20 protein-coding genes and 1 pseudogene are annotated in these 25,390 nt (G+C 33.9%); 9 read left to right on the top strand and 12 right to left on the bottom strand.

Translation table 11 applies throughout. From position 1 onward, the window contains the following. The first annotated feature begins 215 nt into the window (after positions 1-215). Positions 216-590: a BlaI/MecI/CopY family transcriptional regulator gene (locus tag FA046_RS03450; RefSeq protein ID WP_136824951.1), complete on the top strand. Its 375-nt coding sequence runs from the start codon at positions 216-218 to the stop codon at positions 588-590. Then, positions 590-2,164, top strand: coding sequence for a M56 family metallopeptidase (locus FA046_RS03445; RefSeq protein WP_136824950.1), 1,575 nt, complete (start codon positions 590-592; stop codon positions 2,162-2,164). The genes FA046_RS03450 and FA046_RS03445 overlap by 1 nt, the downstream gene beginning before the upstream one ends. 1,056 nt (positions 2,165-3,220) lie before the next feature. On the opposite strand, the gene FA046_RS03440 is transcribed toward FA046_RS03445, so the two are convergent. Beyond that, the gene (locus FA046_RS03440; RefSeq protein ID WP_136824949.1) at positions 3,221-4,927 is read right to left on the bottom strand and encodes a S41 family peptidase; all 1,707 of its coding nucleotides are present in this window, start codon (positions 4,925-4,927) and stop codon (positions 3,221-3,223) included. Positions 4,928-5,091: 164 nt separating this feature from the next. Next, positions 5,092-5,307, bottom strand: coding sequence for a hypothetical protein (locus FA046_RS03435; protein WP_136824948.1), 216 nt, complete (start codon positions 5,305-5,307; stop codon positions 5,092-5,094). Positions 5,308-5,581: 274 nt separating this feature from the next. On the opposite strand from FA046_RS03435, the gene FA046_RS03430 reads away from it, so the two are divergent. The 4 genes and pseudogenes from FA046_RS03430 to FA046_RS03415 all read left to right on the top strand — a co-directional run bounded on the left by FA046_RS03430 (position 5,582) and on the right by FA046_RS03415 (position 7,864). Then, positions 5,582-6,163 (top strand): porin family protein, encoded by a 582-nt coding sequence (locus FA046_RS03430; RefSeq protein ID WP_136824947.1) that lies wholly within the window; start codon positions 5,582-5,584, stop codon positions 6,161-6,163. Positions 6,164-6,170: 7 nt separating this feature from the next. Further along, positions 6,171-6,506: pseudogene (locus FA046_RS03425) on the top strand (elongation factor P); the annotation flags it as partial. Positions 6,507-6,820: 314 nt separating this feature from the next. Further along, positions 6,821-7,315: a DUF6252 family protein gene (locus FA046_RS03420; RefSeq protein ID WP_136824946.1), complete on the top strand. Its 495-nt coding sequence runs from the start codon at positions 6,821-6,823 to the stop codon at positions 7,313-7,315. Between the two features lie 18 nt (positions 7,316-7,333). Beyond that, positions 7,334-7,864 carry a DUF6252 family protein gene (locus tag FA046_RS03415; RefSeq protein ID WP_136824945.1) on the top strand — a complete coding sequence of 177 codons (531 nt, stop codon included), beginning with the start codon at positions 7,334-7,336 and terminating at the stop codon, positions 7,862-7,864. 82 nt (positions 7,865-7,946) lie between these two features. Here the strand turns inward: FA046_RS03415 and FA046_RS03410 are convergent, their stop codons facing one another. The 5 genes from FA046_RS03410 to FA046_RS03390 form a co-directional block, all read right to left on the bottom strand. Next, the gene (locus tag FA046_RS03410; RefSeq protein ID WP_136824944.1) at positions 7,947-8,591 is read right to left on the bottom strand and encodes a hypothetical protein; all 645 of its coding nucleotides are present in this window, start codon (positions 8,589-8,591) and stop codon (positions 7,947-7,949) included. A gap of 81 nt (positions 8,592-8,672) precedes the next feature. Next, a complete protein-coding gene (locus FA046_RS03405; RefSeq protein ID WP_136824943.1) occupies positions 8,673-10,778 on the bottom strand; it encodes a TonB-dependent receptor in 2,106 nt (701 codons plus the stop codon). A gap of 169 nt (positions 10,779-10,947) precedes the next feature. Further along, positions 10,948-11,736, bottom strand: coding sequence for a DUF4397 domain-containing protein (locus FA046_RS03400; RefSeq protein ID WP_136824942.1), 789 nt, complete (start codon positions 11,734-11,736; stop codon positions 10,948-10,950). A gap of 10 nt (positions 11,737-11,746) precedes the next feature. Then, positions 11,747-13,315 carry a RagB/SusD family nutrient uptake outer membrane protein gene (locus tag FA046_RS03395; protein WP_136824941.1) on the bottom strand — a complete coding sequence of 523 codons (1,569 nt, stop codon included), beginning with the start codon at positions 13,313-13,315 and terminating at the stop codon, positions 11,747-11,749. A gap of 16 nt (positions 13,316-13,331) precedes the next feature. Further along, entirely contained in the window at positions 13,332-16,409 is a 3,078-nt protein-coding gene (locus FA046_RS03390; RefSeq protein WP_136824940.1) for a SusC/RagA family TonB-linked outer membrane protein, read from the bottom strand. Positions 16,410-16,764: 355 nt separating this feature from the next. Between FA046_RS03390 and FA046_RS03385 the strand changes: the two genes are divergently transcribed. Then, positions 16,765-17,511, top strand: a complete 747-nt coding sequence (locus FA046_RS03385) for a DeoR/GlpR family DNA-binding transcription regulator (protein WP_136824939.1) — start codon at positions 16,765-16,767, stop codon at positions 17,509-17,511. Here FA046_RS03385 and FA046_RS03380 read toward each other — a convergent pair. Further along, complete coding sequence (locus FA046_RS03380; protein WP_136824938.1) at positions 17,508-18,695, bottom strand: anhydro-N-acetylmuramic acid kinase; 1,188 nt, start codon at positions 18,693-18,695, stop codon at positions 17,508-17,510. The genes FA046_RS03385 and FA046_RS03380 overlap by 4 nt on opposite strands. Before the next feature lie 140 nt (positions 18,696-18,835). Between FA046_RS03380 and nagB the strand changes: the two genes are divergently transcribed. Then, positions 18,836-20,764 (top strand): glucosamine-6-phosphate deaminase, encoded by a 1,929-nt coding sequence (nagB, locus tag FA046_RS03375; protein ID WP_136824937.1) that lies wholly within the window; start codon positions 18,836-18,838, stop codon positions 20,762-20,764. Between the two features lie 133 nt (positions 20,765-20,897). Then, on the top strand, positions 20,898-22,028 hold the full coding sequence (locus tag FA046_RS03370; protein ID WP_136824936.1) for an acyltransferase family protein: 1,131 nt from the start codon (positions 20,898-20,900) through the stop codon (positions 22,026-22,028). A gap of 8 nt (positions 22,029-22,036) precedes the next feature. Here FA046_RS03370 and lptC read toward each other — a convergent pair whose 3' ends face one another. From lptC to purQ, 4 genes are read right to left on the bottom strand one after another with little or no spacing between them, the layout of a single operon-like run. Next, on the bottom strand, positions 22,037-22,606 hold the full coding sequence (gene lptC, locus FA046_RS03365) for an LPS export ABC transporter periplasmic protein LptC (protein WP_136824935.1): 570 nt from the start codon (positions 22,604-22,606) through the stop codon (positions 22,037-22,039). A 5-nt stretch (positions 22,607-22,611) separates the two neighbouring features. Next, positions 22,612-23,922, bottom strand: coding sequence for a PorV/PorQ family protein (locus tag FA046_RS03360; protein WP_136824934.1), 1,311 nt, complete (start codon positions 23,920-23,922; stop codon positions 22,612-22,614). Next, positions 23,909-24,658: a type III pantothenate kinase gene (locus tag FA046_RS03355; protein ID WP_136824933.1), complete on the bottom strand. Its 750-nt coding sequence runs from the start codon at positions 24,656-24,658 to the stop codon at positions 23,909-23,911. The genes FA046_RS03360 and FA046_RS03355 overlap by 14 nt, the downstream gene beginning before the upstream one ends. Then, entirely contained in the window at positions 24,659-25,351 is a 693-nt protein-coding gene (gene purQ / locus FA046_RS03350) for a phosphoribosylformylglycinamidine synthase subunit PurQ (RefSeq protein WP_136824932.1), read from the bottom strand. Positions 25,352-25,390: the final 39 nt, after the last annotated feature.

The raw sequence follows: 25,390 nt of genomic DNA, 5'->3' as shown, positions 1-25,390 counted from the left end.
TTGCAAAAATTGGTTTGAGCGTTATTTAAACGCTTTCTGATTTATCTAACCTTATTTACGGTCAAAAATCAAAGCTTTTAGGTTTTAATGAAGGTAACAATAATTTAGCCAGATGAAAACTAAATAAATAGTTGTAAAACTAAAATATTAGTTATATATTTGATTATAGCCTAAAAATAAATTGATAAACTCTTATTATAAAAATATACAAACAAATGGAAATCAAAGAACTAACCAAAGCCGAAGAACAAATTATGCAGGTATTATGGGATTTAAAAGAAGGCTTTGTGAAAGATGTAATTGAGCAATTACCTGAACCTAAACCTGCTTATAATACGGTATCAACCATCATTAGAATTTTAGAAACTAAAGGTTTTATAGATCATGCTGCCTTTGGAAAAAGTCACCAATACCATCCTGTGATTAGTAAAGAAGAGTATAAAAACTTCGCCACAGAAAAACTAATGAACGGCTATTTTGAAAACTCGGTAGAAAGCATGTTTTCATTTTTTGTGAAAAAGCAAAAAATTGATTTAGCTGAAGCTGATGAGATTATGAAAATGATTGAAAAACTTAAAAACGAGCAATAATGAATTGGGCAAACTACCTCATCCAAATCAACCTCTATTTGATGTTGTTTTATGCGTTCTATATTTTTATTTTAAGGAACGAAACATTTTTTAACCTAAATAGAACTTACTTATTAAGTACTTCCATTTTTGCGCTAATGATTCCTTTGTACAGAACCAATTGGGTACAATCATTTTTCATTACAGAAAAGGTGCAAACCAGCTGGACCAGCGTAAACATGATGATGTTGCAGGGCTTTGCCTCCCCAATAGTAGAGGAAACCATTTGGACATTGGGAGATTATTTAACTTTTGTTTATCTATTCATGATGATTTTTTTGGTTTTAAGATTGATATATCGATTAACCAGAGTACAAAAAATGTTGAATTCGGATCATCATCCAGAAGCATTTTCATTTTTTAGAAAAGTAAGGGTAAACCCTGATTTACCACAAAAAGAACAAATAGAAAAGCATGAACAAACTCATGCCAAGCAATTACACTCGGCGGATGTATTGTTTTTAGAGATTTTATGCATCATTAATTGGTTTAACCCAATTGTTTATTTGTACAAAAAATCTATCCGCCATATTCATGAATTTATTGCTGATGAACAAGCCTTGCATCTACAAAACAATAAAAAAGATTATGCCTTACTGCTTTTCAGTAAAAGCTTTGGCATTAACCCCAACAGTTTAACTAATAATTTCTTTAACCAATCATTATTAAAAAGGAGGATTCAAATGTTACAAAAACCTAAATCAAGGAAAACAGCCCTGTTAAAATACGGCTTATCTGCCCCATTATTTCTAATCGCGATGATTTTATCTTCGGCTACTATTAGCGAGAATAAGAATTTAAAAACTATTGCGAAACAAGTTGCCCCTAAGCATAACATCACCGAAAGTCTTCCGAATTTGAATTCAAAAAAAGAGGTAACCAACAAAATATTTAAAGATCCAACAACTATCAATCAAATAACTAGCGCAAATCTTGAAAACATAGATTCTGTATTTACTAAAGTTGACGAGTTACCTTCTTTTCCTGGCGGATTACAAGCTTTTGGTATGTTTCTGGGCGAAAACATGAAGTATCCGGCATTAGCCAGAGATAATAAGATTCAAGGACGAGTTTTTGTTCAATTTGTTGTCGAGAAAGATGGAAGTTTATCTGAAATTAAAGTAGTAAGAGGGATTGGATCCGGTTGTGATGAAGAAGCGGTAAGAGTATTGGCATTATCTCCAAAATGGACACCGGGAATGCAAAATGGAAAAGTAGTAAGGGTAAGTTATGTTGTGCCCATATTTTTTCAAATGAAAGGAGCCACAGGAAAAACTCCTCCACCACCACCCGCACCCAGCGTTAATGGAACGCCACCGCCACCTCCAGCACCAATGGATATTTCATCAAGCAATAATGCATTATTCATTGTAGACGGCTTAGAATATAAAGGAGATAAAAACAATTTGAAGAAAGATTTAAACCCTAATGAAATAGAAAGTATTAATGTTTTAAAAGGAGAAGCAGCCATTAAAAAATATGGTGATAAAGGAAAAGATGGTGTGATAGAAATTACCACCAAAAAGAAAGAGTAAGAAGTTTTGGTTAGGTTTAAATAAATCGGAAATGTTGGGTTTGTTGCCCAACCTTTTTTTCTTTGTCCTGCTGAACTTGGTAAAGGATCACATTATATAAGTAGCCAACAATATATTCAAAAACCTAAAATGAGTACACCTATTTGTAAGAGCCCTTTGTCATGCTGAACTTGTTTCAGTATCCCATTAAATAAGTAGTCAACAATATATTCAAAAACCTAAATTGAAGTACACCTACTTGTAAGATCCCGAAATGAATTCAGAATGACAAAGGTTTGTCATGCTGAACTCGTTTCAGTATCTCATGCAATAGGTAGCCACAATTATATTTAAAAACCCAAAATGAGTAAACCTATTTGTAAGATCCCGAAATGAATTCGGGAGGACAAACCTAAACATTTGTCATGCTGAACTTGTTTCAGTATCCCATTAAATAAGTAGTCAACAATATATTCAAAAACCTAAATTGAAGTACACCTACTTGTAAGATCCCGAAATGAATTCGGGAGGACAAAGGTTTGTCATGCTGAACTTGTTTCAGTATCTCATGCTATAGGTAGCCACAATTATATTCAAAACCTAAAATGAGTACACCTATTTGTAAGATCCCGAAATGAATTCGGGAGGACAAAGGTTTGTCATTCTGAACTCGTTTCAGTATCTCATGCAATAGGTAGCCACAATTATATTTAAAAACCCAAAATGAGTAAACCTATTTGTAAGATCCCGAAATGAATTCGGGAGGACAAACCTAAACCTTTGTCATGCTGAACTTGGTTCAGCATCTCATGCAATAGGTAGCCACAATTATATTCAAAACTTCAAATGAGTAAACTTATTTGTAAGATCCCGAAATGAATTCGGGAGGACAAACCTAAACATTTGTCATGCTGAACTTGGTTCAGTATCTCATGAAATAGGTAGCCACAATTATATTCAAAACCTAAAATGAGTAAACCTATTTGTAAGATCCCGAAATGAATTCGGGAGGACAAACCTAAAATGAGTAACCTCTTTGTATGATCCCCGAAATGAATTCGGGAGGACAAAGAAACGTTAATCTTCCACCTGCGCAGAAACCTGACCGGGTTTACCAATCACTTTAAAATTACCTTCTCCTTTTAATACAGAGGCGGTAAGTGTTTTATTATTGATAATTTCTGTGGCTTTTCTTAATTCCAAATCGTACTGAAAAGCTTGTAAAGTTCGGCCGTTTTGGAAATAGTAACGTTGTACAATTTCACTTTCTAAAACCCTTTTAATTTCGGTTTTAAATTCCATTAAATCGTTCTTTTTGCTGGTAGAAACTTTAGTTTTTAAACTCTCAAATTCCCCTTTAATTTCCTCGTATTTTTTGTCTTTTTCGGCATCAGACTTTAAATCTGCTAAAGTTCTTTCTGTTGGCGTTTGATAGCTGTAATCTTTATCTTTTAAATAGCTTACAAAGTTTTGATACTCGGCATCGCTCAATTTAAATTCTTTAGCAGTGGCTACCGTTGGGTTTTTTCTGGCAAATTGTGTGGCGTAATCAAATATGTGGTATTTACTCACCAAAACCTGTGTAATTTGATGATATTGGTAAGGATCAACATAAAAATCGGGATAAATACCACTCCCGTCATAAACAGAACGGCCGCCTTTGGTTTTATAAACGGTAATTAAAGAATCGGCTACTCTATCTACAGATCCATCTTCATTTCTATGCGTATAATCTAAAGCCTGTATACATCTGCCAGATGGCGTATAATATTTAGCAACCGTAATTTTAACCAAGCTGTTGTAAGGCAAATTAAAGGTTTGTTGCACCAATCCTTTTCCAAAACTTCGCTGCCCAATAATCACTGCTCGGTCTAAATCTTGTAAAGCACCCGCAACAATTTCTGATGCCGAAGCCGAACGGCTGTTTACCAAAACTATTAAAGGTAAATTAGGCTCCAACGGACTCATAAAGGTTTTATAACCAATAGTTTTCTCTGGGTTTTTTCCCTTTTGTATCACCACTTCAATATCACGGTCTACAAAAAGATTAACAATTTTTACGGCTTCTTGTAAAATACCTCCACCATTATATCTTAAATCAATGATTAATCCGTTGGGGTTGTTTTTTTGAATAGCAATTAAAGCATCTCTCACCTCCTGAGCAGAGTTTTCTAAAAATTTATCGAGTTTAATGTAACCCACGTTGCCTTCTAACATGCCATGGTAGCTTACGTTAGGCTGGCTAATTTCTGCTCTCTTAATGAGTTTTTCAATGTTCTTACCATCTCTTTGAACCACAATTTTTAATGCCGTTTCTCTTGGTCCTTTTAATAACTGGCTTACTTGTTCATTATTTTTTCCTTTTATCAACTCATTATCAATAGAAATTACCTCGTCTCCTGCTCTGATATCAGCTTTTTGAGCGGGATACCCTTCAAAAGGATCAGAAATAAATACTCGGCCATCTCTATGAATTACACCTGCACCAATACCACCGTATTGGGTGCTTACATATTTCATTTTATAATCTTCAATCTCCGACTCGGGAACAAATTCTGTGTAAGGATCTAAGTTTTCTAACATGGCATCAATACCCGTTCTTAAAAGCTTAGAGGTATTTACTTCATCTACATAATTGATATTAAGTTCTTTATAAACCGATGCAAAAACATCTAGGTTTTTAGAAATCTGAAAAAGATCTTCACGGAAGGAGAAAGTGGTGGTGCTAATAGCTAATAAAGCTATGCCTATACTTAACTTTCTGTTTCTCTTAAAAAAATTCATGTGGTTACATTTTGAATTAAATGTACGAAAACGAGTGAAAATTATATTGCCATTAATGGGGTAGACACATTATTTGACAGTTAAACCAGTTTTTAGGATAGTTGAAAACCTTAATTAAGGTTTGAAATAAAAATTAATTTGATTGAGTTGGCTACCAAAAAAAATTACAAACGGTTATTTTCAATATTTAACAAGCCCTTTTTTAAGGTAAAAACAACATATTCTCTGTTTCTTTTTAGCCTACCTTGTAAATGGTTGATTAAATTTTCTTCTTGCCCAGCTTCAAAAACTAAATCTTCATCACTTAAGTGATTGTATTTTCTTTTAAGCTTAAGTTTTAATCTTTCCCAGTTTTCTTTACTGATGGTAATTTCTGCCATGATATTAATTTGCTGCAAAAATAGCACATTGATTTTAAATTGAAACTATTTATATGCTTTTAATCTGCTGGTGATTTGTACAACCCCGAGTATAATAAACTTGATTGCAACGGCAGCCCGAAGTGCGGGGGAATGGTGCTAATGGGCGGACAATAGTGAAAAGCAAGACTGTGGGAAGTTTTTTTGCATGAATTTTGCTTTCCAAGAAAATATAATTTGGCAATAAATTTGCACTTTTATAGTTTTACTGGAATATTTATTTAAAATTAAAACAATGAAAAAACTAATATTAGCTGCTTGTTTGATGTTGATTACATCTGCAGGGGCATTTGCACAATTTAATTTAGGCTTAAAAGGCGGTTTAAACTACACCACTATTAAAGCGCAAAACAATGAGTTTGATGAAAGTGGTGTTTTAGGATATCAAGTTGGAGCTTGGGCTAGGTTTGGTAAAGGTTTTTACCTACAACCCGAAGCTTATATTGGCACCAAAGGGTCAACCTTTAAGTTTCAAACCGGGGGCACCACGGTAGAAGAAAAACAAAAATTTACCACATTAGATGTCCCTTTGTTACTAGGCACAAAAATTGGAACCGATAAATTGAACTTTAGAATTATGGCCGGACCATCTTTTCAGTTTAATTTAGATGATAATAGCAGCGCTTTTGACCAAGCCACCAATCCAGATTTTTATAAATACAAAGATTTTGTAACCAATGTACAAGCTGGTGCAGGTGTAGATTTTGGAAATTTAGCTGTTGATTTAAGGTATGAGACTAGTTTACAAGATATCAATCAGAATGATGGACAAAGACAAAGTTTATTGCATTTAAGTTTAGGGTTTAAAATATTTTAAACAAACCGACGGCTACTATTTTTTAGTGATGGACAACACCAGTTACGAGCAATTTAATATTCCTAAATCTTTGTTTGAGGATTCAGCCCGTTTCTTAAAAGAAGGCATGAATGTAATTGTTTCTTTCGAAAGCGATGAGCCAATAATAGCAAAAGCACCAAACAGTGTGGAGCTAGAAATTACTTATACAGAACCTGCCGTAAAAGGAGATACTTCTACCAACGATTTAAAATATGCAACTGTAGAAACAGGTGTAGAAATTAAAGTGCCAATGTTTGTAAACCAAGGCGATAGGGTAAAAGTTGATACCGCAACAGGCGCTTATTTAGAAAGAGTAAAGTAAAATTTGAATTTGGTTGAGGGCGTTTCCTGCCTGCCGCAGGCAAGGTAACACGCTTTTCGCTAAATCTTTATCCCCGAAAAAGGGATAAAGGATACCGCTTCAATCGTTAACGCATGTATTAACGTAGAAACAGCGATAAACCATCTTCACAATAAATCAACAACGTATTTCGGTTATAAATTAAAAGGCTTCTAGGTTTACACCTAGAAGCCTTTTTTGGTTTTTAAAAGATTTGATAATAATTTAACATGCTTATTTATTGAGCTTTGTATCTTTATTAGCTTTAACATCGTATCTTCTTTAAAAATTACCTTATGAAATATTTAAAATCATTATCTCTTTTCCTTTTTATAAGCTTTCTACTCTTTACAGGAATGCAATGTGAGAAAGATGAAACGAATAAAGAAGAAGTACTTCCAGCAGAAACTCAAACCGGAAAAGGCACCTTTGGTTGTTTGGTAAATGGAGAAGTGTGGTTGCCAAGAGGGAAATTTCCTTATGCGGGCTTAACAACAACAATTCAATTCAACATCTTGAGTATTGGAGCAAGTAAGTCTAACACAGGTATTAGTTTTGGTGTAAGAAATATGGTTGATGTTGGTACTTATAATTTAAGTTTGGATATAAATTTTGTTGAATACAGTGTTGATACTAAAATTTTCAAAATAACTGAAGGTATTCTTACAGTCACTAAGTATGATAAAGTAAATCAAATCATTTCAGGTAAGTTTTGGTTTAAAGCTAAAAGTAGTTCTGGAGAAATTGTCGAAATAACCGAAGGAAGGTTTGATGATAAATTCACTATCTAGAATATATAAATCGCACCAATGAAATATCTAAAACCACTAATATTTCTTCTTTTTTTAAGCTTTCTACTTTTTACAGGAATGCAATGTAAAAAGGAAGAAACAGGAATTAATGCTTTACCACCTGCTACTCAAGAAGGGAAAAACACTTTCGGATTTTTATTAAATGGCGAAGTATGGGTTCCCAAAACGCCTTTGTTGAAACAAAGATTAGATTTAACGTACGATCCTGGTTACTTAAATGGTTCATTTGGAATTATTGCAAATAGATATATTTCAGAAAAAGATATAATGGAATTAGCAATAGGATCTACCGGAGTAAATAAAACAGGAACTTATCAATTTTCCACAGCCTCAAAAAATATTATTTACTATGATTCAAAAAGTAATTGTTACTATTTAGATGACACAACTATTTCTGGTAGTTTAACAATAACTAAATTAGACCTTACCAATAAATTTATCTCCGGAACTTTTAACTTTAAACTAGTAAAAAGTGGATGCTCAATTATTGATGCTACTGAGGGTAGATTTGATATAAAAATTGAGTAAGTATAAGTAAGTCTCTTAAAATATCAAAAAGGCTTTTGGAACACCATCCAAATGCCTTTTTCAATTCTAAATAATTCTATAACTATTTACATTGTTCTAAAAGCGCTTGGTTTTGGTCTTTTCCCCAAGACGGTGCAAAACCATCTGCTTTAAAAGCTTCAAATTTTGCTGCTGCTGTTTCTAAACTTGGTTTAGCCACTTTTTTTCCACCACCATAAGCTTCAGGAGTATAAAATTGGTTTTGTGCAATAATAAAATACGGACGAGGATTTTCTGGATTTAAAGCTTTTGCTTTTTGTAAAGATGCCATAGCTTCTCCCATTCCGCTTTGCATTCTAGTCATTGGGTCAACATAAATTTTCATAAAAGTGATGTAGCCTTTTAAAGCAGCAATTTCACTTTCAGCAGGATTTAAAACTTCGGCTTTGCCAATTAATTCTAAGGCTTTATCATAAACCAAATCTTTTTGATTGGCGTCTTGTAAAGTTGTTCCGTTAATCATTTGCGTATAAGCAGCGTAGTAAAAAGGTAACCATTCTGTTTTTGCAATGCCAGCCACTCTTTCAAAATGGTTTGAAGCTGCTGTAAAATCTGCTCCTGATTTTGCAGTAGAGAATAATTGCATCCCTGTTTTCATAGCTGCAATGTACTTTTCGTCTTGTGCTTTTACTAATGTTGCAATAAAGATAAATGCGATTGCGATTGTTGTGGTGATTTTAGTTTTCATGATTTTTATTATTAATAGTTTGTTACTTTTTGTTATTTGATTTATTTAGTCCTTAATCTTTGTTCTTTCTACCTTAATCCTTTAATTTTTATAAGTATCATCTCCTATTGTGATAAATAAGCCTACAAATACATTTCTTAAAGCTGGAGGCTCAATAGCTTGGCGGTTATTTCCGTTTTGAGAATAGCGATATCCAAATTCATTTCTAAAACCTGGCAGGTTACTTACCGAAGTATATAGCACCGTGTAGTTTCCAAAAACTCTGGTTAAATAGCTCACGTTCACACTTAAGTTTTGAAAGGTTTTGGTACGCTCATTCATAAATTCAACAGCGTTTGGGTTATTAAAAGGTCTACCAGATGCTACACTGTAAGTTGCCCCAACATAAGATTTCAACTTTGAGAAAAACTGCTTGTAAACAATGTTTAAGCAGTGTTTTGCTCCAAAATGAGGAGTAGCCAATGTTGGGTAATTTTGAAAATCTCTTTTGGTATCTAAGTACGAGTATGAAACCCAGTAGTCAACACCTTTAAAAGTCTTTTTATCTCTCCAAAATAAATCAACCCCTTTTGCGTAGCCAAAACCGTTGTTGTTAAAAGTTGGATTGGTCTTTACCAAATCAGCGTATTTTTTGTAATAAGCCTCAACTCTAAAGGTTTGTCCGCTTCCAATTTTTTGAAAGTTGGCCATGTAATGTGTTGCTTTCTGAAAATCTAATTGCTTGCTTTGCACCAAATATTGGTCCTCAGGGTTTTGGAAAAACTCGCCATAAGCAAATGAAAGCTGACTGAATTTACCAGTTTTATAAGCCAATGATAAACGAGGAGCTACATTTGCTGCACCTAAGTAGGAAGAGTATTCGCCTCTTAAACCCACCCTAGCAACTAAGTTTTGAGATAAGAAGATATCTCCTTCGGCGTAAGCTGAATTTAAATTATCATTGTAATCTCTTTTTAAACCATCCCAACTTTCTTCACGATTACTATTTAACCAATCCGTTCCGATTTTTAGGGTTGATAAAGTACCAATATATCTTGTTGCGGTCGCTTTTGCTTGCGCCAATCTATCGGTTCTACCGTATTGATTGATATTGATTAAGCCATTATCTTGGTTATTACTTGCAGAGAAAGCGGTGTTAATTTTCCAGTTGCTACCGATATAATCCTGATAGCTTAAATTGCTGTAGAAGTTATGGTTTCCATTACTAAACGGATTTTTAGTTTGGCTGTCTAAATTGTTGGTGTTTAAACTTAAATCTGATTTTGAATATTCTACATAAGATTTAAACATCCCAGTATTTGAAGTTTTCCATTTATATTGGATAGTTCCACCTGCTGAAGTTGGCTCATTTACCCAATCTGTTTGTTGTTTAAAAACCGATAAAGCAGGTTTTAAATTGATGTAGTTTCCACCGATAGAAAGTGAACTATTTTTAAATCTGATATCCTGATTAAAGCCAGCACCAACCGTCATCAATGAAATATCTGAAACAGTTTTAGCAGGTAAATCTTTACTTTCTAAAATTAATGCTGATGATAAAGCTTGTCCGTAAACGGCTGAGTAACCACCTGCAGAAAATGTTGTTCCTTTAAACAAAAACGGACTAAATCTACCTCTTGAAGCTTGTTCTGGTACTTGAGTGTTGAAAGGATTTTTAATCAACATTCCATCAAAATAAGTGTTGGTTTCTGATGCTGCGCCACCTCTAACAAACAATCCGTTTTCTGAAGCAGCAGGTTGTGTGCCTGGTAGAGTTTGTAAGGCAGCAAAAACATCAGCTTCGGCACCAGCGGTGGTGGCTACGTCTAAAGAATTTAAAACCACCCCTTTTTTAGTGTCACTAGCTTCAAATGTTCCGGCAGAAATTACTACCGCATTTAACTCGTTTAATTGTTCTTTTAGAGTTAAAGAAAGCTGTATTAATTGTCCGTCTAACACTATTTTAGTGCTATCAAAGCCAAAACCAATAGCCGAAAAAACAAGCCATTGCTCTCCTTTTTCAAAAGATTTAAAAGTAAATTTTCCGGTGCTATCTGAGCTGGTTCCGTCATAAGAGTTTTTGATAGAAATACTTACACCAGGTAAAAGCTTTGATTTGTTATCCTTTATTATTCCGCTAATTAAAGTTTGAGCGTAACTAAAGCCGATGATTAAATTGAAAGAAAGTACAAGAATTAACTTTTTCATACCGTTGTTTTAAGTAACGATGTAAAGGTGAAGCTAAAGCCCAGTTTTTAGAAGGTGTTTCCGATGAGTGGAAATTTAAAACCGATAAACGGTGAAGAATTTGGGATAAAAAAATCCCCACCTTTTAGGGGTGAGGATTAAGATTGATTATGTGAAGAATAAATGTTTACTACCTGTTTCGGGTTAAATCTAAAGCCCTAGCATTTGTACCTGTAGCTAAGGTTGCGTCTCCTCTGGTAGAAATGGTATAAACAAAACCTTTAGAAAACGATACCGCATTTCTTATGATGGTATAACTTGTAGGTGTATTTGTACTTACAGCAGTTAAATTATAAATGCCATTAGGCACTTTTACAAATTCTGACGCTGCTTTATATGCCGTAGGCGCAGCAATAACAACTGTAGCTAACGTAGTTGTATTTACCCCTTTTAAATCAAACCCGGCAATGCCTGCATTTGGAACAGTATTTACAATTCTGACATAAGCTGTGGAGGTATCAACCGCAGGAATCATATCTTCTATAATAAAGCCAGATGTGGTCTTTGCGGTTGCATCAAAAACTCCGCTGGTGTAAAAAGAATAGTATTTACCCGTTTCTATTGTTGAGGTTACATTAGCTACTGTTATACCAGGATTTACAGTAGCGTTTAAAGGCACAATTGTTTTAAAGGCCACGCTGCCACTTGTTGGCGCATTTATATAGCTATTATTAGTAGGAAAAACGCCGCTGTAACCCAATCCGGTAGCTAATTCTTTACCAGTTGTTGAGTTTGCAGCAGATATTTTAAAATCATTGATAAAGAAATTTGCACTAGGACCATTAAGAGCAAAATTATAAACCCTTACCAAAGGGCCATTTGGCGGTGTGTGAATTATTTGTACTGCATCTTTATCACAAGAAGATATGATTAGCATTGCACAAAAAATTAATAAAGTATAAATATTATTAGTTTTCATAATTTTAAAATTAAGGTTGAATAATCCATAAAGGTTTAGTTTGATAATCAGTTGCTAAACCACCTATTTCTTCTAAACTTTTTATATTCCAAACATATTCAGAATTGTATCTTGGTCTTATTCTTTGAACAGTTTTACCTCCATTATCTCCAAACAAAGCCGTAGGAACTCCAAAGCCTAAAAACACTTGCTTTCCAGTTAATGCTTCCACATTTGTATATCCATATCTTCTTAAATCCATCCAAGTTTCTAAATGCCCCCAACCCCATTGAGCAATATATTTCTGACTCATAATTTGAGATAAATTTAAATTGGCGGCAGTTGGAATGATGTTTGGATTTGCCAAAAAAGTAGCCTTTTCTGTTGGTGTAATTTGTGTAGGTAACTGCTTATTATCAAGGTTTCTTTCATTCACAAAATCTATATGTGCAGAAACCCCATTGGTATATGCTGTTAATGCAGTTGTTTTATCACCTTTTTTATAAGCTGCTTCTGCTTTTATAAATTGCAATTGTGAATAAGTCATTCCGGGCATAATAGATTTATCATCAAAAATATAAGTTGTTTTTACTCCTGATGAAATGTTTGCTGCATAACCCCAAATATTATTTGGTCTTTGAGCTGTTGTTAATGTACCAAAATTAATAATGTTGATATCTAAGCCTCTATACTGTCCATCTGGAGATGGGGCCAACATTCTAGTTCTTCTTGGATCATCTACTCCACCAAATTGCGACCCGTTTAAGAGGTTCACTATAAACTGAGTTTGACGATAATTTTGCATGTTTTGGCGTCGAGGACCAAAAAAGTTGGTGTCATCATTTGCAGTATTAGAATAAGCCAATAGTGCGTTGTCAATATTACTTGCAAATGATTTATTTACGGCATCTATTACCGCATCAGGATTATATACACCGGTTTTATTAGAATAATGATTTAAGTTAATAGCTAATAAACCGTAAGCAAATTTTATCCATTTACTTCTATCACCATTATAAATTTTATCTCCAACTGCTAAATAAGATTGATTTACAAAGCCATCCGTTCTCTGCAAGTTAGCTATAGCTAAAGTTAATAACCTTTGTACTTCTTGATAAGCAAATTCTTGTGTATCATACTTAAAACTAGTTTTAGTCTCATCAAAAGCTTCTTTAATTATTATTTCGCCATGTAAATCAGTTAAAGATTGCCAGCCCCAGGCCTTTAAAATATAACCTACTCCTAAAACATCCCAGCGTTGTTCTGCCTCGGCTTGCGTAATCATTCTATTTAAATTATGCCCTAAGCTCCAATATACATCTCTCCACAATTGCCCTCCATTGTCACTTGATGTATCATATCCTTGTTGGTCCCATGTTGTTATTGCGGTAGTAGGAAGATACCAATTTTGAGTATATCTACCTATAAACCTTGCATCAAACTGTGGCGATGTTACCATCCAATGTAACATAGGGGCTAAGTATAAATTAGCTGCCGCATTTTCTGGAGCATTTGGATTTTTATTTACATCCAGATAATCTTTACAACCACTTGCCGCTACCAGGCAAGTAATTAAGCATATCATTAATATTTTTTTCATTTTATGATCTCCTTATTTATAAACCAATTCTTAAACCTAGGTTAATTCCAGCTGGAATAGGAAAATTTCCATAATCTATACCAGCACCACCCGATCCACCTACTGCGGCACTATTACCATTAACAATTGGGTCTAAACCCGAGTAATTTGTAATTAAAAACAAATCAGTTCCTGTTACAAATAAACTAGCATTTTTAATGAAGTTTTGCTTTTTTAGCAGAGTACTTGGTAATTTATAGTTTAAAGTAACATCTCTTAAACGCACCCAATTAATATCTTTTTCTATAAACAATTCTTCACTAATCCCGGTATAATATCCAGTTTGGTAATTTGGTATTACAACAATATTATTAGCTGTTGGGGTATCAGAATTTTCTCTTCCATCTCGCAAAACACCAGTAATTACTCGTGGCTCCATTCTATCTAAAGTTCTCATACTTAAACCTCTAGCAGTTAAATACTGTTGGGTTGCGTTTAAAATATCACCTCCCTTTCTAAAGTCTAATAAAAAAGATAATGATAAATTTTTGTAAGAAAAACTATTGGTTAAACCAATTGTGTAATCTGGTTGTCTATCATAACCTCCATCTATAAACGTGGTAGATCTTAATGGTAGGCCGGTAGTTGGGTCAATAATAATACTGCCTTGTTTATTTCTTAAATAAAATGTGCCCGTTAAAGATCTGGTAGATTTACCTGGAGTATTTCCATTTCTAACGTTACCATACAACCAAGTATCTGAAACATAAGATTCTGGCAATGCGTTGGGTAAAGCCAATACTTTTCCTCTCGCACTTTCAAAATTAGTTAGCAAATTCCAAGCGAAGTTTTTATTTTTAATAGGTGTACCGCTTAATGTAATTTCTAAACCTTGGTTTCTAGTACTACCACCATTTAAGTTAAACAAAATATATCCAGTAGCGTAACTCGCTCTGATGTCATTTATAATCTGATCTGAAGTTTCTTTCCTGTAAACTGTTACATCTAAGCCTAATCTGTCTTTAAAAAAAGATAATTCAGTTCCTATTTCGTATGATTTAGCAAACTCAGGTTTTAAACCAGGATTTGGTCCTGTAAACCCTAAACCATAACCGCCTGCAACTGTGCCTTTATATTCTAAACCTGGGACAAATGCATATGGACGAGCGTCTTTACCAACTTGTGCAAAAGCAGCTCTTAGTTTACCGGAGGTTAAATATTTTTGTAATCCTTTAAATGCTGGAACATCTGTAAAAACAAAACTAGATGAAATGGAAGGATAAAAGAAAGAATTTGAACCTTCTGGGATAGTTGAAGTCCAGTCATTTCTACCTGTTAAGGTTAAATACAAATAATTTTTATAAGAAGCTGTTGCTCTAGCGAAAGCACTAAACAAGCGACGTCTTACTTGTGAATTTCTACCATTTCTTATGTAAGTATTGTTAATAGATACAAAGTTAAAATCCAAGAAATTTTCTCCATAAGAAGCATCAATATTTGACCTTAAATCTTGTAATGATTGACCAATAGTAGCATCAAAAGATATGTCTTTATTAATATTGAATTTATTGATATTAAAAAGGTTTTGAACATTAATATTGCGGGTAACATCATTAGCAATATCCAAAATACCCCTAAATCCAAATCCAGCTGTACTTTCAGGATGTCTTAAGATAACATTTTGATTTGTGTAATTATCAACACCAATGTTAGATTTAATATTGGCCCATTTAAAAGGTGTGATGGTTAAACCCAAATTAGCCAAAATTCTATTGTTTTTAGAGTTGGTTTTGTTCTTGTTAACATTAAAATAAGGGTTATCAATCTCACTACCGGCGCCCAAAGTGGTTATTCTTCTTCTTTCACCAACAGCTGTAAGATAGTTTGTTGCATCATCTGTTTGTGGCCATACCAATAATCCAATTAGCGGACCTCCATCACCTTTACGTGGTTGATCATTATTTGCGTAAGTATAATTTAATGATAAATCTGTTTTTAACCACTTATTTAATGTTGCTTGTGTTGCACCTGTTAAAGTTATTCTATCGTATTTAGAATTAGGAACAATACCATTTTGATTAGTAAAAGAACTGGAAATTCTGTAGGTAACATTTTCTGCGCCACCACTTAATGATAAGTTATGTTTTTGAGTTAAAGCGGTCTTAAAAAAACCATCAATATTATCATAAAATTTTGTTCCAGCAGGGTATTTATCTCCAAAATATAAAAAGGTTGTTGATCCTACTGCACTAGGACCATATTCTCTTTGAATCTCAGGTTTTCCTCTAGGTGTTTCTATTCTAAAACTATTGCTATAATCAATAACGCCAGCTCCAACTTTACCTCTTTTTGTGGTAATTACAATTGCTCCATTTGCCGCATCAATACCATATAAGGCGGCAGCTTCTGGTCCTTTTAAAACCACTAAGCTTTCAATATCTTCTGGATTAATATCTGATGATCTATTGGTAAAATCATTAGTCCTATTTGCTTGTGAAGTTGTTGAGCTAATTTCAGAGAAAAAAGCAGATGTATTCAATGTTTTATTGTCAATAGGTAAACCATCAATAATAAAAAGTGGTTGGTTGCTTCCGCTGATAGAACTTACTCCTCTGATAGTAATAGAAGATGATGCGCCGGGAACACCAGAAGTACTAATAACATCTACTCCCGCTACTCTTCCTTGTAAAGAGTTAATAAAGTTTTCTCTTTGCGTTCCCGCGATGTCTTCTCCTTTAACCGTTTGTTGAGAAGTTCCTAAAGACCTTTTTTGAACTGTTGAACCTAAGGCTGTTACCACCACTTCATCTAAGGCTTTGCTATCTTGCTTTAGGGAAACATTAATTTGAGAAGCTGTTCCAACGATTCTTTCTTGGGCAATAGTCCCTAAAAAAGAAAAAACCAGTATATCGCCCGCTTTAGCCCTAATGGTGTATTTACCATCTACATTGGTTTGAGTACCTACGTTTGAGCTTTTAATTTTTACGGAGACACCCGGGAGTGATAAACCGTCTTCTGAAGAAGTTACTGTTCCGGAAACGGTATTTTCTTGAGCAATAGTTTGCCCAATTAGAAAAAACAGACCAAAAAGTAACATGAGTAAGCTTTTTTTCATATCTGAATATTTGAGGTTAACAATTAATTAATAAAAAATGCAGTATTTAATAGAAATAATCTCATAAAGATTCAAATAATTGCACAAAAACGCAAATATATTTAACAAAAAAACAAATTATTATAAGTGTATTGCACACACTATCTAAAAAATTAAGACGCTTGTTTACAGTAATTTAAAAATTATTATATATAAAACCACATCTGATTTTGTATATATTTATACCATAAACCCTACCTTAATTAATGCAATAAATTGCATTTTTAAAGTGGTTAATCCGCATAAACATGCTTTAAATACGATTAAGGATTTGTTTTAATTAATTTCAATAAATTATATTTGAAAAAAATTGATAATGTTAAAAAAGGAAAGACATTCTTTTATTATGAAGCAGATTAATCTGCATAACAAGGTTTTATCTTCAGATTTAAGTCAGCTGCTAAACGTTTCTGAAGATACCGTTAGAAGAGATTTGAATGAACTGGCCGAAGCTGAAAAGCTTTTAAAAGTTCATGGAGGTGCACTTTCTAAATCATTCCATTTCCCTTTTCATCAAAATGAAGTTTACGCTCAAGACGCCAAACGCGAGGTAGCTTTAAAAGCAATTAGCCTAATAAAAGAAGGAATGGTAGTGCTTACTGGTGGTGGCACCACCATGATAGAACTTGCTAAATTGATTCCCACAGATTTAGAGGCCACTTTTTTTACCATTAGCCCTTTAGTAGCTTTAGAACTTGCAGAACATGCCAAATTAACGGTGATACTTATTGGCGGTCAATTGTCAAAAAATGCTCAAATAAATATCGGCGCAAGCGTAGTGAATGATTTATCAGAAATTAAAGTTGATTTATGTTTTTTAGGCGCAAATGGCATTGATACCAAAGAAGGCATTACAGATTCTGATTGGGAAGTGGTGCAAGTAAAAAAAGCCATGCTTAAATCATCTGCAAAAGTGGTGATTTTAAGTATCGCTGAAAAGCTAAATTCCGTACAAAAAATGAAAGTTTGCAGCTTAAACCAAGTCACTCATTTTATAACAGAATTATCGCCAAACCACCCAAACCTTATTGCTTTTAATGAATTTAACATTCAAATTCTTTAATTAGGAAAGCTTACTTTACCCATACTTTTGGTTTCTTCACTAAAAACAGCATAATCACCGGCAACGGTTTCATTAGCCAATAGCGCAAACAATATGGCTTCTTTTGCATCGGGATTAATGCCTAAAGCGGAGGTATCTTTAAAAACTGCAAAAGGAATCAATTCTTCTAAATTCTTAACCAATAAAGGATTATGCGCACCGCCACCACTTAAATAAACAACTGGCTGGTGGTTTTCTGAGAAATATTTTTTCACTCCGTTAGCAATGCACAAAGCTGTAAACCTGTTTAGGGTAGCCAAACTATCTTCTAAGGTTAGTGCTGTCAATCCTAAGGTTGCCATCGCGTTTTTTAAATACAATAAGTTAAACAGCTCTGGTCCTGTAGTTTTTGGAAAATCCTGTTCAAAAAACGGGTGCTTCATTAACTCATTAACTAAACTTTGATTGAATACTCCCTTTGAGGCAATCTGTGCATCGTCATCAAAAAATTTATTTTCAAAATTTGCTTGTACAAACTGATCCATGATGGTGTTTCCGGGGCCTACATCTGTACTTATAATATCTATGAAATTTGAGCCTTTTGCTAAAACTGTAAAATTTGCAATTCCTCCAATATTTAATAAAATGCGGTTTTCTGCAATGTTATTAAATAATAAGTAGTCACCATATAATGCTAGAGGAGCTCCTTCTTCTCCTTGAGCAACGTTTTTTTGCCTAAAATCACTCAAGGTAATGATACCGGTTTTCACTGCAATTTGATCTCCATCACCTATTTGAAAAGTTGCATTTCCTATTTGATCCGGCTCCCTCAATCTTGCTGGCGCATGGTAAATAGTTTGCCCATGGCTGGCAATTAAATCAATGTCGGCAGCTTTATATTGGTGTTTTAATAAAAAGGCATTAATAAGTTCAGCATGGAGTGTAGCAATTTCCTTATTCAACAAGCAAACCCTTTCTAAATCAACAGCTTTCACAAAGCAAATACTTTTAATAGCTTTTTTTATTTCCTCGCCATAGGAAACTGTTTCGTAGGCTAAAAGGGTAATAAAAGTATGCTTTCCAAACCCCTTTATTTTAATTAAAGCGATGTCTAAACCATCTAAGGAAGTACCAGACATTAAACCAATAATCAGCCTTTCTTTTTTAACTGCTATTTCATTTAACTTTAATATTGACCGATTCATACTTTTGCCTTTAATGAATACAAGATATACAATCTGTTTATAGATTTATAAAAAATGCAATAAAACGCAAAAACAAAAATTAATATTTAAACCCTGCAAAATTTACATTTGAATATTATCTTTGAATAAATAACCACATTATGGCTCGCTTAAATCTTTTAGAAGAAACTCGTTTTGAAAAATTACCTGTAACTGTATTTGCAAACGAAAAAGAAGCCTGCAAAAAAGTAGCAAAAAGAATAGCGACACTTATTCTTGAAAAGAACGATAAAATGGAAAAAACCATTTTAGGTTTAGCCACCGGCGCTTCTCCAATTGGGGTATATGCCGAATTAATTAGGCTTCATAAAGAAGAGGGTTTAAGCTTTAAAAATGTGGTGACTTTTAATTTGGATGAATATTATCCGATGAACCCATTGGCAGAGCAGAGCTATGTTAATTTTATGAAAGATCATTTATTTGATCATATAGATATTAATTTTGATAACGTTCACATTCCCGATGGTACCTTATCAAAAGAAGAAGTACAGCAGTTTTGTGTTAATTATGAAAAAAAGATTACCGCTTATGGTGGTTTGGATCTTCAAATTTTAGGAATTGGAAGAACAGGGCACATCGGTTTTAATGAACCAGGCTCTGCACCAAACTCGGGAACACGATTAGTTACCTTAGATGATTTAACCAAAAAAGATGCCGCTAAAGATTTTGGAGGTAAAGCTAATGTGCCTTTAAAAGCCATTACCATGGGTGTGGGTACTATTTTTAAAGCCAAAGAAATTATATTAATGGCTTGGGGCAGTAAAAAAGCAGCCATTATTAAAAAAGCCGTCGAAGGCGAAATCTCGGGCGAAGTCCCTGCAACTTATTTACAACTTTCAGAAAATGTAGAATTTGTTTTAGATGAAGATGCCGCTTCATTACTTACTCGTTTTGACACCCCTTGGTTGGTTAAAGATTGTGTTTGGAACGATAAACTGATTAAAAAAGCGGTGATTTGGTTAGCTGCAAATACTAAAAAACCCGTTCTTAAATTAACCGAGGAAGACTATAATACAAACGGCATGGCGCAATTAGCTTTAGAAAAAGGGCCAGCTTATCATATCAATATTCAAATATTTAACCTTTTACAACATACAATTACCGGTTGGCCTGGCGGTAAACCCAATGCAGATGACAGTCAAAGACCAGAAAGAGCAGAACCAGCGATAAAAAAATCTTTGATTTTTTCTCCCCATCCAGATGATGATGTGATTTCTATGGGTGGCACATTCATTAGATTGGTAGATCAAGGACATGATGTACATGTAGCTTACCAAACCTCAGGAAATAACGCTGTTTGGGATGATGATGCGTTAAGATACCTAGAGTTTGCTTTAGATCTTGCTGATGCGATGTCTGAAGATTATCAAAAACTAAAAAGTACTTATGAAAAATTGGTGGATTTTATTGCCAATAAAAATCCTAATCAGAACGATCCTGAAGAGCTAAAACTAATTAAAGGCTTAATTAGAAAGGGCGAAGCAACTGCTGGCGCCAGATACTGTGGCTTAAACGACGATCATATCCATTTTATGGATATGCCGTTTTACGAAAAAAGAAAATCGAGCAGAAAAAATTTGGTTACAGAAGATGATATAAAAGTAACGATCGCTTTATTACAAAAAATAAAGCCTCATCAAATATTTGCAGCCGGCGATTTTGCAGATCCTCATGGTACACATAAAGTATGTTTTGAAGCGGTTAAATTAGCCTTAGAAACTTTAAGAAAAACCGAAAAATGGGCAAAAGAATGTTGGGTTTGGCTTTATAGAGGCGCTTGGCATGAATGGGAAACACATGAAATAGAAATGGCCGTTCCTTTATCTCCGCAAGAATTAGAAAGAAAACGAAATGCCATTTTTAAGCATCAATCTCAAAAAGATCGTCCGGTTTTTCCTGGAGATGATGCAAGAGAGTTTTGGGTGAGAGCCGAAGAAAGAAATAGAGATACTGCCAAACAGTATGATGAATTAGGTTTGGCAAATTATGAAGCTATGGAAGCTTTTGTAAAATGGAAATTCAACTCATAGGTTTAGGTTGATTGAAGAAAGTCGCGGTTATTGCTGCGGCTTTTTTATTTCAATAATTTGAGCGTTTTAAAAACACATTTCATACACAAATAATTAAAGCTTGTTCATATATTGTTTTAGCAAATCAAAAATCATGACCCAAACACCAAACCTAAAACACAGATTGCGTTCTCTTGATGTATTTAGAGGAATTACGGTTGCCGCCATGATTTTAGTAAACAACCCTGGTGATTGGGGGCATATTTACGCTCCTTTAGAACATGCAGCGTGGAATGGTTGTACTCCTACAGATCTTATTTTTCCTTTCTTTTTATTTATTGTTGGCGTATCTATTGTATTTGCTTTAAGTTCTAAAAAAGAGCATTCAGAAAATCATCAACAACTTATTCTTAGTGCACTTAAAAGATCGGCTGTTCTTTTTGGTTTAGGTTTATTTTTATCGTTGTTTCCTTTCTTTGATTTTACTACCGTGAGGATATTGGGTGTTTTACAAAGAATTGCAATTGTTTACTTTTTTTGTGCTGTAATTTTTATAAAAATTAACCCAAAAGCTTATTGGAAGTGGTTTTTTGGAATATTAGTGGGCTACTGGGCTATCATGACTTTAATTCCTGTGCCAGATATTGGTTACGCCAACCTAGAGAAAGAAACAAATTTAGGCGCTTGGTTAGATAGGTTAATATTGACCGAAAATCACACCTGGAAACAATCTAAAACTTGGGACCCCGAAGGAATTTTGAGTACACTACCAGCTATAGGAACTGGTTTATTTGGATTGATGATTGGCGGCATATTGAAGAAAAAAGATCAGGCTGAAGCCGATAAAATTGCCTGGATATTTACGTTAGGAACCCTAGCGGTAATAATAGGTTTAATTTGGGATTTAACTTTCCCAATCAATAAATCTCTTTGGACCAGTTCTTATGTGATGTATGCTGGTGGTTTGGCTGCTATTGGTTTGGCTTTGTGCTATTGGTTAATAGATGTAAAAGGCTATACAAAATTTACTTCTCCATTTGTGGTTTATGGTGTAAATGCCATTACCGTATTTTTTGCTTCGGGTTTAATCCCAAGAATTTTAAGCTTAATAAAGTTAGATTTAAACGGGACAGAAGTAGGAGCTAAAGTTTGGCTTTACGAAACTTTTTATACGCCCAACTTTTCTCCTTACAATGCTTCTTTAGCGGGAGCAATTACTTTTATTTTGATTTGGTGGTTTATTTTATGGATGATGTATCGTAAAAACATCATCATTAAGGTTTGATTTGAAAATTAGTTTTGAGGAGTAAGTCCCATATCTCCATTAAACTGAATAGGGCCAGCGCCTTGTTTAATTTCATAGTAACTAAAATCTTCGGTAGCCCAAAAACTAGTTCCAGATATGGTGGCTTTGTCTGTAATAATGGTAACTACTTTATTAGAATAAAATCTTTTAAGGTTTTCGTCCCAAATTAACTCTTCAGATCTAAACGTTCTTCCTTCGGCATTTACTGCAACTACGTTTCTTTGTAATTCTACAATTTTTTGATTCTCTTTTCTAATCGCATAATCAGAAGTTACCTTACTGGTTTGCTTTAAATTTTCATCAAAAAACACCACCTCAATTCCCTTTGGCATTTCGTAGTAAGGGTTGGTGGTTTTGTGGTTATATAAGATGGGCGTTTTTAACCTCGCTTTTACCTTGGCAGAGTCGCTGTAAATAATCTCAGCTTGTTTGGTAATTTCTACCTCTCCTTTTTGCTTTAACTCTATTGCTTTAACCTTGCTTAAATCGTTTTCACAAGCGGTGAAAACAGCAAGAATGAAAATTAGAGATGCAATATAGGCGGCAGATTTAAGCATGAAAATTAATCGTATTTATACTTTTGAAACCATCTATCGTTAATGGTAAACCCTAAGTAAAAATTAATGAAGTTTTCTTTTACCAAATTACTTTTAAGTGTTCCTCTATTACCAATTTCTGTAGTGAAATTAAATTTATAGAAAGCGCTTCTGCTAGATACCAAAGGAAAGCCCATTCCAAAATTTAAAGATTTTACGTCTATATCTTGGTTGTTGATATTTACATAAGTCTTATCATAATTTAAGCCTAAACGATAATCAATCAGTTTAAAATAATTAGTTACTGCATTAATATTAGGAGTAATTTGTCCGCCTACCGAAAATCCAAAAGTATTATTCAAATTTTGATTTGCCCCGTTATTAGAAAACTGAGACCAATTGGCTAATCTAATATCAGCACCTATTAACCATTTATTTAGTTTTTCTATGCTAAAGCCAAAGTTATGGTTTGATGGTAATATTAAATTTCCGGCTACCTCGTCTCTAAATAAAGTAGTATCCGCCCTGTTCTCTTCAAAATTATCTGGCTCGGTTAAATCAGGAATTGTTTTTGTATATCTGGTAGATAAAACCGTGTTTATAGTATTTAATTGTGTTTTTACACCTCCGGTATAGCCAATAGTTAATTTTGTGGTTTTGTTAATTGCCGCAATATATTGAGCCCCAAAATCAAAATTTAAGCCTCCAACACTATTGTTATTTTCTGTTCTAGTATTTAAGAAACCATTATATTTTGAAAACTCGGTTGATCTGGTTTCTTTTAGGTTACCAAAAATATAACTCATGTTTACACCAATACTTAAATTCTTTCCTAAAGCAAGTCCGTAACCTAAATAAGCTTTAGACAAACCGCCTTCGCCGCCATAAATTTGTTCTACAGAAAATGTATCAACCAAACCATTGTTTGTAAACTGATACCCTAAATTACTATAAGGTAATAAACCAAAGCTTACCGCAGATTTTTTAGTAACCGGTACCGCAAGCATAAAATGATCTAAAGCTGCATTAAAGTTTTTTTCTGAAATACTACCTTTTTTTAAACTTTGTAAGTTAGTATAAGCGCCAACATCAAAGGTTGTTAATCTAATTTGGGAGTAAGAAGCCGGGTTAGAAACATTAATATTGTTGTAAGCGCCCATGCTGCTAATACCAAAAGCCAAATTCCCCATGGCTCTATTTTGTGGTAAATAGCTTCCTCTTATATTCCCAACGCCAAATTTAGAATAAGGAGAATTGGTAGTAGATTGTGCGTTGGCGATAGAAACCAGCATCACTAAAGATGAAAATGCCAGTATATATTTCTTATTTATGATCATGCTGATAATTAAAAACGGTGTTTAAACCAATAAGAACCAAATTTGGTTCATGCAAAATTAGGTGGGCAAAGATGCTACTTTTAAATCTGGAATCAAAAAACGCTGAATCACCACCACAAAGTATAATTTTTGATTGGGGATGTTTCTTTAATTGTTGATGAATAAAACCTTCAACTTCAAACAATACGCCATTTATAGCACCCGAAAGCATAGCGTCTTTGCTATTATCGCCATAAGCTTTATCAAAATTCTGATCAAAATTTACTAAAGGTAGTTTTGATGTAAAATGATGCATGGCTTCAAATCTCATTTTTATACCCGGCGAAATGCTTCCTCCATTATATTCTCCGGCATCATTAATAGTATCATACGTAATACAAGTGCCTGCATCTATGACTAATACCTGTTGCGCCGGAAAAATATGTTTTGCTCCAATTACAGCGGCCAGCCTGTCTAAACCTAAAGTCTCGAGACTTTTGTATTTGTTTTTAACTGGCGTTGGTGTAAAATGATCAAACCGGATGTAGTTGAAATGCTTTTTTAAATCTGCTTCATCAAAAGCAATCTCTTTTTTTACTGATGAAATAATAAGATTGCTAACCTTAAAGTCTTCTTTTATTTGATGAAGTTTTACCTTTTCTAGTGTTGATAAATGATCAGAAAAAACGATATGATCCTGATCAAAAACTGCAATTTTTGTGAAAGAATTGCCAATATCAACCACTAAATTGGTCATTTAAGCTTTTATCAATGATAAAATAGATTCAAACAAAACTAAACCATCTTCATTCCCTAAAATTGGGTCGGCAGCTCTTTCTGGATGAGGCATCATTCCAAAAACGTTTCTTCCAATATTACAAACACCTGCAATGTTTTCTATAGATCCGTTTGGGTTTGCCTCTGGCGTAACGTTTCCTTGCTCGTCACAATATCTAAACAATATCTGGTCGTTATCATTCAGTTTTTTTAAATCATCAGCGTGAGCGTAAAAATTACCTTCGCCATGTGCAATAGGAATTTTTAATGCTTTATTAGTATCAATTTTACTGGTGATTAAACTATTTTGAGTGCTTGCTTTGATATGAACATTTTTGCAAATAAATTTTCTGCTGGCATTATGCAATAAACCTCCTGGCAATAAACCAGCTTCGGTAAGAATTTGGAAACCATTACAAACGCCTAAAACATAACCGCCTTTATTTGCAAAAGAAATTACCTCTTGCATAATTGGCGAAAACCTTGCAATTGCGCCAGAACGTAAATAATCTCCGTAAGAAAAACCACCCGGAAGAGCCACAAAATCAACATTTTGAAGATCCTGGTCTTTATGCCATAATGGAACTACTTCTTGTCCTAATATTTTTTGAAACACATGTATCAGGTCTTGATCACAGTTTGAACCCGGGAAAACTACTACTCCAATTTTCATTTATTATTTATTTGATTAAGATGAGACACCTTAAATTTT

This window comes from Pedobacter cryophilus, assembly GCF_005116455.1.
In the GTDB taxonomy this organism is placed as follows: domain Bacteria; phylum Bacteroidota; class Bacteroidia; order Sphingobacteriales; family Sphingobacteriaceae; genus Pseudopedobacter; species Pseudopedobacter cryophilum.
This window is presented reverse-complemented; position numbering and strand designations above follow the sequence as displayed.

Coding starts and splice junctions, on each gene's coding strand:
- FA046_RS03450 (WP_136824951.1), top strand. CDS start 216: ATGGAAATCAAAGAACTAACCAAAGCCGAAGAACAAATTATGCAGGTA.
- FA046_RS03445 (WP_136824950.1), top strand. CDS start 590: ATGAATTGGGCAAACTACCTCATCCAAATCAACCTCTATTTGATGTTG.
- FA046_RS03440 (WP_136824949.1), bottom strand. CDS start 4,927: ATGAATTTTTTTAAGAGAAACAGAAAGTTAAGTATAGGCATAGCTTTA.
- FA046_RS03435 (WP_136824948.1), bottom strand. CDS start 5,307: ATGGCAGAAATTACCATCAGTAAAGAAAACTGGGAAAGATTAAAACTT.
- FA046_RS03430 (WP_136824947.1), top strand. CDS start 5,582: ATGAAAAAACTAATATTAGCTGCTTGTTTGATGTTGATTACATCTGCA.
- FA046_RS03420 (WP_136824946.1), top strand. CDS start 6,821: ATGAAATATTTAAAATCATTATCTCTTTTCCTTTTTATAAGCTTTCTA.
- FA046_RS03415 (WP_136824945.1), top strand. CDS start 7,334: ATGAAATATCTAAAACCACTAATATTTCTTCTTTTTTTAAGCTTTCTA.
- FA046_RS03410 (WP_136824944.1), bottom strand. CDS start 8,591: ATGAAAACTAAAATCACCACAACAATCGCAATCGCATTTATCTTTATT.
- FA046_RS03405 (WP_136824943.1), bottom strand. CDS start 10,778: ATGAAAAAGTTAATTCTTGTACTTTCTTTCAATTTAATCATCGGCTTT.
- FA046_RS03400 (WP_136824942.1), bottom strand. CDS start 11,736: ATGAAAACTAATAATATTTATACTTTATTAATTTTTTGTGCAATGCTA.
- FA046_RS03395 (WP_136824941.1), bottom strand. CDS start 13,315: ATGAAAAAAATATTAATGATATGCTTAATTACTTGCCTGGTAGCGGCA.
- FA046_RS03390 (WP_136824940.1), bottom strand. CDS start 16,409: ATGAAAAAAAGCTTACTCATGTTACTTTTTGGTCTGTTTTTTCTAATT.
- FA046_RS03385 (WP_136824939.1), top strand. CDS start 16,765: ATGTTAAAAAAGGAAAGACATTCTTTTATTATGAAGCAGATTAATCTG.
- FA046_RS03380 (WP_136824938.1), bottom strand. CDS start 18,695: ATGAATCGGTCAATATTAAAGTTAAATGAAATAGCAGTTAAAAAAGAA.
- nagB (WP_136824937.1), top strand. CDS start 18,836: ATGGCTCGCTTAAATCTTTTAGAAGAAACTCGTTTTGAAAAATTACCT.
- FA046_RS03370 (WP_136824936.1), top strand. CDS start 20,898: ATGACCCAAACACCAAACCTAAAACACAGATTGCGTTCTCTTGATGTA.
- lptC (WP_136824935.1), bottom strand. CDS start 22,606: ATGCTTAAATCTGCCGCCTATATTGCATCTCTAATTTTCATTCTTGCT.
- FA046_RS03360 (WP_136824934.1), bottom strand. CDS start 23,922: ATGATCATAAATAAGAAATATATACTGGCATTTTCATCTTTAGTGATG.
- FA046_RS03355 (WP_136824933.1), bottom strand. CDS start 24,658: ATGACCAATTTAGTGGTTGATATTGGCAATTCTTTCACAAAAATTGCA.
- purQ (WP_136824932.1), bottom strand. CDS start 25,351: ATGAAAATTGGAGTAGTAGTTTTCCCGGGTTCAAACTGTGATCAAGAC.